This window comes from Thermostilla marina (assembly GCF_054657455.1).
Genome location: NZ_BAAHYR010000001.1, coordinates 1253725 through 1268490, shown reverse-complemented (window position 1 = coordinate 1268490; position 14766 = coordinate 1253725). Strand labels below are relative to the sequence as shown.

3 protein-coding genes are annotated in these 14766 nt (G+C 62.0%); all 3 read left to right on the top strand.

Annotated elements, in window-relative coordinates; translation table 11 throughout:
* Nucleotides 1–186: 186 nt before the first annotated feature.
* The 3 genes from ACYQ2I_RS04565 (at nucleotide 187) to fusA (ending at nucleotide 14709) form a co-directional block, all read left to right on the top strand.
* Complete coding sequence (locus ACYQ2I_RS04565; RefSeq protein ID WP_460165813.1) at nucleotides 187–10911, top strand: Ig-like domain-containing protein; 10725 nt, start codon at nucleotides 187–189, stop codon at nucleotides 10909–10911.
* 415 nt (nucleotides 10912–11326) lie between these two features.
* The gene (locus ACYQ2I_RS04560) at nucleotides 11327–12310 is read left to right on the top strand and encodes a hypothetical protein (protein WP_460165812.1); all 984 of its coding nucleotides are present in this window, start codon (nucleotides 11327–11329) and stop codon (nucleotides 12308–12310) included.
* Nucleotides 12311–12615: 305 nt separating this feature from the next.
* Complete coding sequence (gene fusA, locus ACYQ2I_RS04555) at nucleotides 12616–14709, top strand: elongation factor G (protein WP_460165811.1); 2094 nt, start codon at nucleotides 12616–12618, stop codon at nucleotides 14707–14709.
* The last annotated feature ends 57 nt before the right edge of the window (nucleotides 14710–14766 follow it).

Genomic DNA, 14766 nt, shown 5'->3' with positions numbered 1-14766 from the left:
CACAACTATGAGGGGTGAGGTCTGCGCAACTTGCGTGAGTTCACTCGGCTCGTCGGTAGGACGGATCCGCTTCATCGACAGGGACGTCGTCGGCAGGACTATCAGCGTTTGCCCGCACCGGCTGCGAGTCGCGGCGTTTGGGCCGGTCGTAACGCCTGCGGGAGCGAGAGAAGCGGAGATCTGCTCATGCGGTTTCGATCCATTTTCAATCGAAGAGGCAACATCGGGGCGTTTGCAAAACTGGGGCGGAAAGAAAAACGGATCAAATCGCGACAACTGCGAGTTGAACCGCTGGAACACCGGCACCTGTTGAGTGCTGTTTCCATCGCCGCAACCAATCCCAACGACGGCACGGCCGACACCTTCCGGCTCGTTCGCAACGGAGCCAATCTCGAAATCTATATCGACGGTGTGCTCGATTCGGCAGTCGAGTACAGCACGATCGACTCGATCACCGTCCAAGGTTCTTCCGACGACGACACGTTGATGATCGATGTCTCGGGCGGTTTGATCGACGTGAGCAACATCGATTTCGATGGCGAAGCATTGGGCGTCAATAGCGGCCCGACGGGCGACGTGTTGTACGTGACCGGCAATCCGGGTGCGCCCATCGGGCGCGTGTCGTATGGGCCGATGGGGTCCGGGGCCGGGCTGCTTGTTTACGATCCCAACGACAACATGGGTCCCGGGGGCGGAGTGGCCGACGGCGACGAGATGATCATCATGTTTTCCGGCCTTTCGCCGGTATTCGATACCGTACCCGCGGACCAACTGGATATCTTCGGCACGTCCGCCGCCGATACGATCGAAATCGTCGACGGGCCTGGGGTGTTCGGCGTCCAAACGACCGAGGTTCGAGAGACCGGCGGTTTGTTCGAAAGCATCGCCTTTGCCAACAAAACGCGAACGACCGTCAACGGAATGGACGGGGCCGATCGCGTCATCATCAATTTCTCGGCCGAGAATCCGGGGTTGCAATACCTGGATATCTACGGGAGCGAGCTGACCGGCGGCGCAATCATCCCCGACGATGCCCAGGGGGAAACGATTGAGCCGTTGGCGACGGCCCCGGGTTTGATCGCCACCCGCGTGTACGGTCAAAACGGCTCGGAGCTGATCACGAACGCTGCGACCAACTACCTTGACGCGATCCGCAGCCGCCTCGAATTACACGGCCAGTTCGGCTCGTCGATCGTGCGCCTTCACGACACCGCGGATCCGACCGGCGACAACGTGACGATCACCGGCAATACGATCACAGGCGCCGCGGAAGGTGACATCGCATTGTATTTTGCGACGGTCGAGTTACTTGACTATCGAGCCACCTCGGGTGACGACACGATCGATATTCTCTCGACGTTCTCCAGCGTCGATTACATCGTTTCGGGCGGGGCGGGTAACGACACGTTCACCGTCGGTGCTACTTCGGGAACCGCCGGAACCGGAGTGGGATCCCTTGCCGCCATCGACGGAAACCTGTCAATCGAGCCCGGCGAGGGCGTCGACACCCTCACGGTGGACGCCTCCGGCGACCTCAACAGTTTGCCGGACGCATGGATCAGAGATGAGAGTCTCGGCCTTGCTCACGCGACCATACTCGAGGGATTCGCCGAGGGGCAAATCCAGTACACTTATACGGTCGGCGTCGACCAACTCGAAGGACTCACGATCTACGGTCCCGCGGGCGGCAACACGATCGACGTGCAGGCCACGACCGCTGCCAATACGGTCATCCATGCCGGCAACGGCGACGACGCCCACACCGTGTGGCTCAACGGCGACGGCTTGAGCGGCAACACGGTCGTGTTGGGAGATGACGGCGTCGACCGGGTCGTCGTCAATGTGACGAATGACCTTGGGGCCGACAGCGTCTTTCCGCTGACTGCTTTCCTGGTCCACGGCGGTGATCCCGGCGGCACCTCGCAGCGCGACGTCCTGGAGTTCAACGACTACGGCTTCGTGAGCCGAAACGTAACATTCCGTTACGACGACATCGGCACGATTCAAATGAACGGTTTCGCTCTCCCGATGCTTACGACCGGCTTCGAGACGATCCGGTACGCAGGCGACGGGCGCAACGACGATACCGTGACGCTGTTGAACAACGTGCCGACGGCGACCGATATCACCGTCGCACCGCTTTCGGGCACCCAAGCATTGGTCTTCGTGGACGGTGATCCATGGGACGGTCCCGACCTCGAAGGCTCGTACTTCGATCAATATCCGGGGTTGGCCGGCGGCGGCCGTTTTGCCGACTTGCTCGTTTCGGGCGTCGATACGACGGCGGGAATCACCGTCAATGCCGGGACGGCCTTGGGCAATCGCTTGTACGTGCTAGCCCCCAGTGAAGATGACCTGGTCGATCCGGCCACGACGATCGATCCCTTCGGATTCGGCGCGGGTGTCATCGTCCCCGGTTTCGGGGCGGGAAACGCCTATGACGCGCTGTCGATTTCGGATAGCCTCATCGCCGGTACGAACATCAGCGCGGGCGATCTCGTCTCTATCCATCCGGTTGCCGGCACGCTGCTGCCCGTCTTATTCGGCACCCCGTCGTTGATCTTGAATACGGGCTTCGAGGCGTCGCCGTCGGCATCCGGCGCGTCGGACGTTATCTACGCCGATCTCACCGGTGTACTTTCGATGCGGGTCAACGCCGGTGATCCGGATCCGAATGCCGATCCGAGCGACAACATCCCGCCCGACGGCGACAAGCTGATGTGGAGCACGTTCGGCGACGTCGATATCTGGGCCACCGCGGGCCCGACGCCGACCGTCACCGTCTCCTCCGGCTTCGGCACGCCCCAACTCAAATTCAGCTCCGTCGAACAATTCGATCTCGATGTCGGCCACGACGGCGAGCTGGGGACGGTCAACATCTACGGCGACAACAACAACGGACTCATCGACCAACCGGACAAGGTCGTCCTGCGGGGCGCCGACGTCGACTCGATGACAGGCGGCGACCTCGACGGTACGAACGAAGTTCTCGTCTCGATCAACGGATCCGGCGATCTTGCGATCCGGAACGTCGGAAAGATCAACGTCTTCGGCGATGATCGCTCCGGCACTCCCAGTACAGGCAACGACGTCGATACGTTGGTGGTCACACCCTATGCCGACGACACGACCGCCGGTTGGGGCATCGACATCAGCTTCGACGAAGGCAATCCGGTCGACGACAACGCCGGCGATCCCGACCTGATCGTGTACAACGCCGTCCCGGGGGTTTCAGAAGACATCTTGTTGGCGCCCTCGGGTGCGGGCGACGGCCAGTTGCGCGTGACCAATGCGGCCGACGGCTCGGCGATCACGGTGATCGACTACGTCAGCAACACCGGCTTCATCGTCAACGGCAACGACGGCAGCCAAGGCGATGTCGATTCGCTCACCGTCCGCGGTACGGAAACGAACAATATCTTTACGATCGACGGAACGACGATCGACGTAGCGGGCGTTCTTTCGGCCGACTACACGAATTTTGACGTCGTCAATGCGGAGGGAGCCGGAGGCGTCGACCTGTTCAACGTGACCCCGTCGACCGTCCAAGTCAACATCGACGGCGGAACGCCCGACGGCACGATCCAGTCGGCGGGCGACATATTGAGCGTCGACCCCGGGGCCGCCCCCTTCGGCGTGGAACTCGGTCCCGACGGCGACCAGGGGACGCTTTCCGTTCTCGGCAACGCCCCAATTTCGTTCGATCGCCTCGAGGCCTTGATGCTCGGCGGAGCTCTCTACACGCTGCCCGACCTGAATGAGCCGAACGATTCGTTGGCCGATCCCACCGTCCTGGGATCGCTGCCGAACATCACGATTCGGGACCTGTCGATCCATTCGAACCAGTTGGGAACGACCAACGAGGACTACTATCAGATCACCGCACACGACAGCGGCGCCCTGTTGGTCTCCGCCTATTTCACCCCCGACGGAACCCCGGGAAATGCAGTCGGCGGTACGCTGCACATCGAACTATTGGATTCGCTCGGCAACCTGATCGCGGCAGGTGCGGTCGTCCCCGGCGGCGAAAGCCTCGCCGTGCCGGTCGTGTCGCAGGAAAAGTACTACTTGCACGTCGTAAGTCTCGACGGCGATCCGAACACGTACGATCTGGAGATCGAAAACTTCGCGGCACCGGCGCCGACGGGCGTCGAGATCCATCCGGCGCACGATTCCGGTCGGCTGGGAACCGACAACATCACGAACATCGAAACGCCCCAGGTGCTCATCCAAGCGTGGTTGAGCGACCTGGCCGCCAAGGGTGTACCGGTGCTTACGGCTGCACAAGCGGCCGCCGGCACGCCGGGAGTGGCCGTCGAGGTCTTCGTCAATGGAACGAGCGCCGGCTTTGCCGATCCGCTGGGAGCCTCGAACAACTTGTTCGCCTTCACCCTGCCGCCTGCGGTTTTGGCGGGCGGACTCCCCGGCGGGTACACCGGTGATCCGACGGCGTTCGGCTACTTGAATTTCGTAAGCGCCGCGGTGCGGGTGATCGACGGCCAAGCCGTTCCTCATTCCGCTTCGCAAGAGCTTTCCACACCGCTTTCACTTACCTATGACCCCCAGATCCCCGACATCACCATCGCCACGTTGAACCTCGTTCCCACCAGTGATTCCGCCGTCGTCGGCGACGGCGTCACGCAGGTCAATGCCCCGGCGTTCCAGGGGGTCGCGGAAGCCAATTCGATCGTGCGGCTGTACGCCGACGACCAACTCGTCGGGCAAACGATCGCCGGATCGGACGCCACCGACGGCATCATCGGCAACGGTTTGGGTACGTGGGAGATCACCAGCGAGCCGCTGGCCGACAAAGTCACTCCCTACACCATGACGATCCAGCTCGAAGACGTCGCCGGAAACGTCACCGATCGCGCCGACAGCCCGATCGTCCAGATCGTTATCGATACGTTGATTCCCGAGCAACCGACCGTCGACTTGCTGAATATCGACGACACCGGTTCTTCGGAACACGACAACATCACGCAAGGCAGCGTTGTGCTGGGTGACGGAATCGTCACGCTTCGATATACCGCCGACCGCCACAACGACGTGTACATCAAGGACGGTGATCGCGTCATCGCCGGTCCGTTCAACACGGGCGTGGGAAACGACGGCACAGTGGTCATCGACTTCCACGCGGCCGCCACGTTGACGACCTTCCCGGTCGAAGGCCCGCACCAAATGTCGGTCGAAGCGGTCGACCTGGCCGGCAACCACAACCAGTCGGAACCGCTGCTGATTACGATCGATTTCACGCCTCCGGTCGCGCCCACGATGGCGTTGGCGGCTTATGCCGATTCGGGCACGCCGGGTGACGGATTGACCTCCGTCGCCGCGCCCGCCGTGACCGGTCTGGCGGAAGCCAACTCGATCGTCCGTGTGTACGCCGACGACGGCAACGGGCCCGTCCTTGCCGGTATCGGTATTGCTCAAAGCGACGAAAGCGACGGCAACCCCGCCGACGGCCTTGGAATCTGGGAAATCACCTTGGAACCGCTGGCCGACGGTACGTACACGTTGACGGCCGAATCGGAAGATCTGGCAGGCAATATCAGCGAAGCCGGCGAACCGATCCAGATCGTCATCGACACGACCGGCCCGCAACGGCCCACGGTCGATCTGCTCGACAGCGACGATACGGGTTCGTCCGACCTCGACAACGTCACGATCGGTGATCCGACACAAGGCGACGCGATCGTCGATATTCGAATCACCAGCGATCCCGGCACGGTTGTCGACTTGAAAGACGGCAACACGGTGATCATGGCGGGTATTCCGATCGGCCCGAGCGGCGAGACGGTCGTGACCGTCGACTTCAACGCCGCAGCGCTGGTCAGCGGTTTCCCGGCCGAAGGTCCGCACCCGCTCTCGGCCGAAGCTTACGACGCCGCCTCGAATCGCGCCCAGTCGCACGAGTTGCTGGTCACCATCGACAACACCGCACCGCCGGCCACCATGCCGATGTTGGCCGACTACTCCGACAGCGGCGCCGTCGGTGACGGCATCACCTCGGTCGTCGCACCGGCGTTCCACGGTTTGGCGGAAGCAAACGCGACGGTGCGGTTGTTCGCCGACAGCGGCGCCGGCCCGGTACTCATCGGCGAGACGGTCGCCGGCAGCGACGAGAGCGACGGGGTACCGACCGACGGTTTGGGCGTGTGGGAAATCACCTCGGAGCCGCTCACCGACGGCAGCTACACCATTTGGGCCGAAGTCGAAGACCTGGCAGGAAACGTCAGCGACGCGCAAGACAACGTGCTGTTGGCGTTGGCGGTGACGATCGACGCAACGGCGCCGCAACGCCCCACGATCGATCTGATCGACGCCGACGACACCGGCGAACACGACAAAGACAACGTGACGATCGGCGATCCGACGCAGGGCGACGCAATCGTCGATGTGCGGATCTCGGCCGAATTCGGTTCGACCGTCCGCATCAAAGACGGGGAAACGATCATCGACTCGTTCACCTTCGATGCCGCGTTCGATCTGACCGACGGGGTGGTCGACGGTTTCGGCGTGCGGACGATCGACTTCAACGCCGTCGAGACGACCTACAACATTCCCGCCGAAGGCCCGCATCCGCTGTCCACCGAGGCGGTCGATGCGGCGGGGAACTTCACCCAATCGGAAGAACTGCTCGTCACGATCGATCACACCGCACCCGACGCCCCGTCGACCCCCGACTTGCTCGCCGACAGCGACAGTGGTGCGTTCCACGACGACAACGTCACGAACATCAACGCACCGGCGTTCTCGGGTACCGGCGAGGCGAACGCCATCATCCGCATCTACGCCCAAAGCAACGCGGGCACGCAGTTGGTGGGCATCGGCCGCGTCGGCAGCGACGAGAGCGACGGGGTGCCGACCGACGGTTTAGGCGTTTGGGAAGTCACGATCGAACCGCTGGACGACGGCGTCTATTCGATCTGGGCCGAGCTGGAAGATCAGGCCGGCAATGTGTCGGATGCTTCCCGCTCGCTGGTCATCGAGATCGATACGGCGAAGCCGAACACGCCCTATCTCGATCTTCTGGCCGCAGACGATTCCGGTCGAAGCAACGTCGACAATATTACGAACGTCGCGACCCCGCGATTCTCGGCTTCGACGCACGATCCCAACGCGGGTGCCCATATACTGCCCGACAACTACCGCTTCCGCATCTATGATCGGAGTGAGACGGGCGGCGAAGTGTTGGTGTACGACAGCGGCGCACTCGGCAGCGCAAGCAGTTTGACGACACCGGCGTTGGGAGCCTTCGCCGACGGCGTCCACAACTTCAAGCTCGAAGTCGAAGACCGCGCCGGGAACATCAGCGACGATTTCTTGTTGCCGGTGACGATCGACACGATCGCGCCCCCTGTCTCGATCGGCACGCCGGCGCTGGCCTCCGACGGCCTCCACCCCGACAGCAACAGCGGCGTGGACGCGATCGCCTTCAGCTTGGACGATGTGATCACCAACGACACCGTCCCGAGCTTCTGGGGAGTCTCCGAGGCCGACGCCTTCATTCGGATGTCGCTCGATGTGAACTACAGCGGGACGCTCGACATCGGCGACCCGAACATCGGCGAAGCCGTCACGATTCCTGTGGACGGAAACCAGGCTCAGTACGGGCAGTGGGAGTTGACGTCCCTTCTCAATTTCAACGACCCGACCTATCTGTCGCGCGACGGTACGCGACGCGTGTTCGCACAAGCTATCGACGTGGCCGGCAACGTGTCGGACGTCGAGAGTTTCGAGTTCTTCCTCGACACGCAGGGCCCGCAGATTACGGGCGTGGCCATCACCGACGACCCCGGAACCCCGGAAGACGAATCGGCCTTCAACCTGTTCAATCCGAAACCGACCGACGGCCCCACGCCGTTGATCACCAGCTTGTCGATCGACGTCCGCGATTTGCCGAACCGCGAGGCCCTGGTCGCCTACACGGCGTTGGCGAACGATCCGGGTTCCGGACTGTTGGCCGAAGCGCTCGGCAACTTCTCATTGGTGGGTGATGCGAACGGCGAGATTCCGATCGCGTCGGTCGAATTTCTGTCTGCTCCGGTGGTGGTGGGCAATCCCGCAACCGGCACGTTGGTCCTCCACTTCGCCGAACCGTTACCCGACGACCGCTACACGTTGACGGTTTCCGACAACTTGACCGACATTGCCGGAAACAAGCTCGACGGCGAATCGAACGCCTCGGAACCGCAGGATCCGCCGTCCTTCCCCAGCGGCGACGGCAACAACGGCGGCGATTTCGTAGCCCGGTTCACCGTCGATAGTCGCCCCGAGCTGGGTACCTGGGCGGCCGGACAAATCTGGGTCGACACGAACGGCAATGAGGTCTTCGACCCCGAAAATCCCGATTACACGAACCGTGACCTGACCTACGTGATGGGCTACGCGGCCGACGACATTTTCGCCGGTAACTTCGGGCGGGAGGTCGCCGACGGATTCGACAAGCTCGCCGCGTACGGCCGCTTCGGCGACAATTTCCGCTGGCTGATCGACCTCGACAACGACGGTGTTGCCGACATCGAACAGTACGACCCGGCCAACGTCAACGGCTTGCCGGTCGCCGGTCGATTCGACGACAACGACCTCAACGGAGACGAAGTGGCCGTCGTCACGGCCTTCCCGGCCGCAGGCAACCCGTCGATTTGGTACTTCGACACCGACCACGACTTCTTGGTCGATACGACGTTGACCAGCGAACTCCGAGGTTACCCGATCGTCGGCGACTTCGACGGCGACGGCTTCGACGACCTGGCCACTTGGATGGACAACCGATTCCAGGTGGACCTGGCCAACGGTGTCCGCCGCGGTTGGGACGGCGTGGCCGACTACACGTTCGGCTTTGGATTCCCGGGCGTGCGGGAACGGCCGGTGGCCGCCGATTTCGATCAAGACGGGTTCGACGACTTCGGACTGTGGTCGCCCGACTCGACCGGCGAAACACCGACCGAAACGGCCAACTGGTATATCCTCGTTTCTGCGGGCCGTTCGGTCCTCGACCGGATCACGACCGATCCGATCAGCGGACAACCGGTCGTCGAGTTCTCGCCGTCGCCGTTGGGCCAGGACTGGTACGCCCACTTCGGCGACAACTTTGCCGTGCCGGTGGTGGGGAACTTCGATCCGCCCGTGGTTCCCCAAGACAACCAACCCGAGCCGATCGTCACGAACGTCATCCAGATCGACGGGACTCCCGGCGCCGATCGTTTCGAGTTCACCGCCGGTGCGAGCCCCGACTCGTGGGTCGTCAAGCTCAACGGTCAGACGATCGCAGTCGATCCGACGGCGACCGGCGTGCACTTCGTCGGTCAAGGCGGTGACGACGTGGTCGTCTACACCGGTTCGACCGGTGCCGATATCGTCGATCTGGCCTCGGGACGGGCGACCTTCGACTTCGACGGCTTCACCCTGGAAGTTTCCGGCGTGTCGCTCTACTCGGTCGATACCGGCGCCGGCTTCGACGAGGTCACGATGCGCGACACCCCGGCCGACGAGTGGCTCGTCGCCTGGACCGACACCGCCTCGATGCGTTCCGACCTGACCGAGCAAGTGGTCACCGGTTACGAGAAGCTCACCGCGATCGCCGCCGACGGCGGCCAGGATGTCGCGTTGTTGTACGACTCGCCCGGTAACGACACGTTCATCGGCACGCCGGATCGAGTCGTCATGTCGGGCGAAGGCTACTCGCTGGAAGCGGTCGATTTCGACTACGCTCACGGCATGCGAACCCAAGGCGGCAACGACATCGCCCGCCTGTACGACTCGCCGGGCAACGACATCCTCGAAGGTCGCCAACTGTATACCCGCATTTTGGGCGACGGCTTCTTCGTGCGGGCGAAACAGTTCCCGGTCGTCGAAGCATACGCGGTCGCCGGGGGCATGGATGTCGCCTCGCTTACCGACACGCCCGGCGACGAAACCTTCACGGCCGATCCTTCGGGAGCGGAATTGACCGGCGAGGGCTACACGATCCGCGTGGCCGGATTCGACTACAACCACGGTTACGGTCGATTCGGCGGCAACGACGTGGCTCACCTGTACGACACCCCCGGCGACGACCGCGTGCAGGTGATGTACCGGTTCGCCAAGATCATGGGTACCGACTACTTCGCGCGGGCGAAGTATTTCAAGAACACCCTGATCCACACGAGCACCGGGAACGACACGGCCGTTGTCTTGGACACCAAAGGTGACGACTTCTTCACCGCGTCGGCTTCCGACTTCAAGTTGGTGACTCCGAAAGAAACCTTCCAAGGTTTCGGTTTCGACGATGTGAACGCCATCGCCAAGTATGGTGGTCAGGACGTGGCCTTCCTGTTCGACTCGGCCGGCGACGATACGTTCGTCGGCGAAGGATCGATCGGCCAGATGAGCGGCGAGGGGTATCATTTGCGGGCGGCCGCCTTCGAGTACATCCACGCCTACTCCCGCAGCGGACACGACGTGGCCTATCTCAAGGGCACCGGCGGCGACGACACCCTCAATGCCCGCTCGACCTACGCCACGCTGGTCGGCGCGAATTACTTCCTGCGGGCCAAGGCGTTCGACGTCCTTTATGCCGAAGGCGGCGAGGGCAACGACACCGCCCGCTTGTTCGGAACTTCCGGCAACGAATCGGTGACCGCCACACGGACCGAAATCATGATGCAGGGTTCCGGTTTCACCCACCGCACGAACGGATTCGAAAACGTGTACGTCAACGGTGCGGGCGGAACCGACCAGGCGACCTCGGACGGCGCCGTTGTCGGCGGGCAGTTCGTCGCCAATAGTCTGAATACCGACCTGATCACCCAACTGGCGGTGTTGTCGAACTTCGATCGACTCGAAGCCAAGAACGTACCTCCACAACAAACCAACGAGGTACACGAGGCGGTCGACGCGGTGTTCTCGCTGTACTGGGAAAATTGACCGGCCGTTCCGTTAGCGGCTTGAAATGCACAACGGAACTGTCGCAGCAACCAAGCGGCGATCGAAGTCTGCGTGCGGGCTTCGATCGCTGTTCTTGCGCGCCGTCTGGGGTGTTCGGCCCAAGATGCCCAAAGGGGGATTCCCCCTATAGAAGGGAGCCGGTCGTTTGTTTGGCGAAATCGCTGAAATCCCCTCAATCGGGTGCTTGCTTTCCCTTTTGGCAAGACATAGCATCTAGCAAAACTTTTTCTTTCCCGCAAAGAATAACCCCATCCATTTTTCGTCGGCTTTTCCTGTAATTTTTGGGCCCGCATGACGGCCGACGCATCACGGAGGGGCACCACTCGGCACATGTGTTGCCGAAAAAGTTTGTCGCGTTTCTGTCAACGCACGTCATGTGCAAGGAGGGAGACCCATGCTTTCACGTCACGTCGTTCTCGGCCTCGCGTGCGCCGTATTGATTTCGGCCTCGACTCAGGCGGGATTGTTCCACCGTGCCGCCCGCACGACGGCCTGCACGCCCTCGACGACCTGCTGCGTCGAGAAGACGATCCTTTGCCCGCAGATCGTCACCGAGATGCGCACCGTCAAGTGCGTCACGTATGAACCGCAAAAGGTCGAATACACCGTCAATTGCGTGAAGTGGATTCCCGAGACGGTGACCGTGGAACAGAAGTGCACGGAATGGGTCCGCGTCGAAAAGACGCGGGAGGTCACCTACACCGTTTGCAAACCGGTGTGGAAAGAAAAAACCTGCACGAAAACCGTCCTGGTACCGCGCAAGGTCACGGTCGAAGGCACGCGTAAGGTGTGCAAAATGGTGCCGTACGAAACGACCAAGACCATCTGCGTCGACGAAGGTCACTGGGAAGAACGCCCCTGCGAACCGAATTGCTTCGGTCGTTGCCGTCGTTGTCGACATCGCTGCACGGCCCCTCCGGCCGCCTGTTGCGAACCGGCCGAAACGGCCTGCGATCCGGTACCCACCTGCTGCACCTGCAAAGTGTGGGTTCCGAACATCGTGAAGAAGGAAGTGCCGGTGACCTGCTACAAGCCGCAGATCGTCGAAGAGCCGTGCACCTACACGAAAATCGTCTGTGATCCGGTCGAAAAGACCTACACGGTTCGCTACTGCGAATGGGAGAAGCAGGAAGTCACCAAGACCTGCAAATACTACGTGTGCGAGCCTCGCGAGGTGGTGAAACCGGTGACGGTCACCCGCTGCAAGAAAGTCGTCGAGCCGGTCACCAAGACGTGCATCAAGATGGTGCCGAAGGTGATCGAGAAAGAGGTCCCCGTTCGGGTATGCAAGATGGTACCGAAGACCATCTGCGTGCCGGTTCGAGGGCATCGCTGCCATGCGTGCGCTAACCCCCAGCCCACGCCCTGCTGCGACTGACCGTTTGGAACGCCGTCGTCGATGACGGCGACGGCACGACGAACAGGCACTTCGTTCAACGTCCTCCATCAGGCGGAGGCGGCCCTTTCGGGCTGCGTCCGCCTGTATTCGTTCCCATCGACACTTTCGGTGACCGGAGTATAATGGAATGTTTTCGCGCCTCGCAGGAGGCATCCTCCGGGAGACGCCCTTCCTGATGCGTCCCGAAAATCACGGCTACCGGCGGTCGTCAGCCTTCGCTCGCCGCCGGGCGACTGAATATAACCACTAGGCGGTCAATACGTTACAAACGGTTTAGGCAGCGCATGGACTACCTGCACAAGATTCGGAACATCGGCATCTCCGCCCATATCGACTCGGGGAAGACGACCCTCAGCGAGCGGATCCTGTACTACTCCGGGCGAATTCATCGCATCGGCGAGGTCCGCGGCGACGGGCCCGGCGCCACGATGGACTACATGGATCTCGAACGGGAACGTGGGATCACGATCACCAGCGCCGCGACGAGCGTCCGTTGGGGCGATACCCACATCAACCTGATCGACACTCCCGGTCACGTCGATTTCACCGTCGAGGTCGAACGCAGCCTGCGCGTGCTCGACGGCGCGATCCTCGTGTTGTGCGCCGTGGCCGGCGTGCAAGCGCAATCGCTGACCATCGACCGGCAAATGCGACGGTACAACGTGCCCCGTTTGGCGTTCATCAACAAGATGGACCGGACCGGCGCCGATCCGGAAAACGTCGTCCGACAACTCAAAGACAAACTCGCCTGCGAAGCGGTCCTCATGCAACTGCCCATCGGTCGAGAAGCCGACTTCCAGGGCGTCGTCGATTTGGTAACCTTCGAGGCCGTCTATTTCGACGGCGACAACGGCGAGCATGTTCGGCGGGAGCCGGTTCCGGCAACCATGCTCGAGCAAGCGAGGGAAGGCCGGCGGCATCTGCTCGAAACGTTGGCCATGTACGACGACGAATTGCTGGAAGTGCTGCTTGCCGAAGAAGAGCCGGCCGTCGACCTGGTGTACCGCGTGGCCAAATCGGCCGTTTGCAATCTCCAGTTCACGCCGGTATACCTCGGCTCGGCGTTCAAGAACAAGGGCGTCCAGCCCTTGATGGATGCCGTGTGCCGCCTGTTGCCCTCGCCGGTCGAAAAACAGGTTCTCGCGCGGCCCGCGGGGTCCGACACGCCCTCGATGGAACTGGCCCCCGATCCCGACAAGCCCGCCGTGGCGATGGCGTTCAAGCTTGTCGAGGATCCTTACGGCACGTTGACGTTCGTCCGCACGTACCAAGGCACGTTGGTCAAGGGCCGATCGTACGTCAATCAGAGAACGGGCAAAGCGGAACGTTTCGGACGCATCGTCCGGATGCACGCCGACAAACGTGAAGAGATCGACCAGGCCGGCCCCGGCGATATCGTGGCGGTCATCGGCCTCGACGCCGCCAGCGGCGACACCTACGCCGCCGAACGCGACTACTGCACACTGGAAAGCATGTACATCCCCGAACCGGTCATCGAGATGTCGATCGCCCCGGTCGATCGGTCCGGTGCCGATCGTCTGGCCAAGGCCCTGTCGCGTTTCCGGCGAGAAGATCCCACGCTGCGGGTATCGACCGACGAGGAAAGCGGGGAAACGCTCATCGCCGGAATGGGCGAGCTGCATCTCGACGTCTACATCGAGCGACTGCGACGGGAACACAAGGTTGAAGTACTCGTCGGTCCGCCGAAGGTGAACTACCGCGAGGCCCCGACCTGCGAGACGGAATTCAACGTCCGCCATCGGAAGCAAACGGGCGGCTCCGGTCAGTACGCACACGTCGTGGGACGCATGGGCCCCGTCCCCGAAGACTGCGAGGAATCCTTCTTGTTCGAAGAATCGATCGTCGGCGGTCGCATTCCCAAGCAGTACATTCCCGCGATCGAAAAGGGGCTGCGGGCATCGCTGGAAAAGGGCCCCTTGGCCGGTTACCCCGTCGTCGGATTGCACGTGCACGTCGAGGACGGTTCGTACCACGAGGTCGACAGTTCGGAACTGGCATTTCAGATTTGTGCGCAACAGATCATGCGGGAAGCGTTTCCGCGCACGAAACCGGTACTTCTCGAACCGGTGATGCGAATCGAAATCGAATGCCCCGAGGCGTCCCAAGGAAACGTGGTGGGCGACCTCGTATCGCGCCGCGGTATCGTTCACAATACGGTCGCACTAGGGCCGATCACACGGATCGAGGGGGAAATTCCCTTGGCCGAGACGTTCGGTTATTCGACCAGCTTGCGGAGTTTGACGCAGGGACAGGGCACGTTTACGATGGAATTCGCCCGCTACAAGCAGGTCCCCGCCTCGATCCAGGAAGAAGTCGTCGCTGCACGCAAGAAAGCCAAATTGGCGGGCGCCCGTTAGCGCCGGGATGCGTCACAGCGAGTTCCTAAGGATCGGTTCGACTCTTTCCATCGCCTT

Bases quoted from the DNA above. Each gene is read 5' to 3' on its own strand.
- ACYQ2I_RS04560 (WP_460165812.1), top strand. From the start codon at position 11,327: ATGCTTTCACGTCACGTCGTTCTCGGCCTCGCGTGCGCCGTATTGATT.
- ACYQ2I_RS04565 (WP_460165813.1), top strand. From the start codon at position 187: ATGCGGTTTCGATCCATTTTCAATCGAAGAGGCAACATCGGGGCGTTT.
- fusA (WP_460165811.1), top strand. From the start codon at position 12,616: ATGGACTACCTGCACAAGATTCGGAACATCGGCATCTCCGCCCATATC.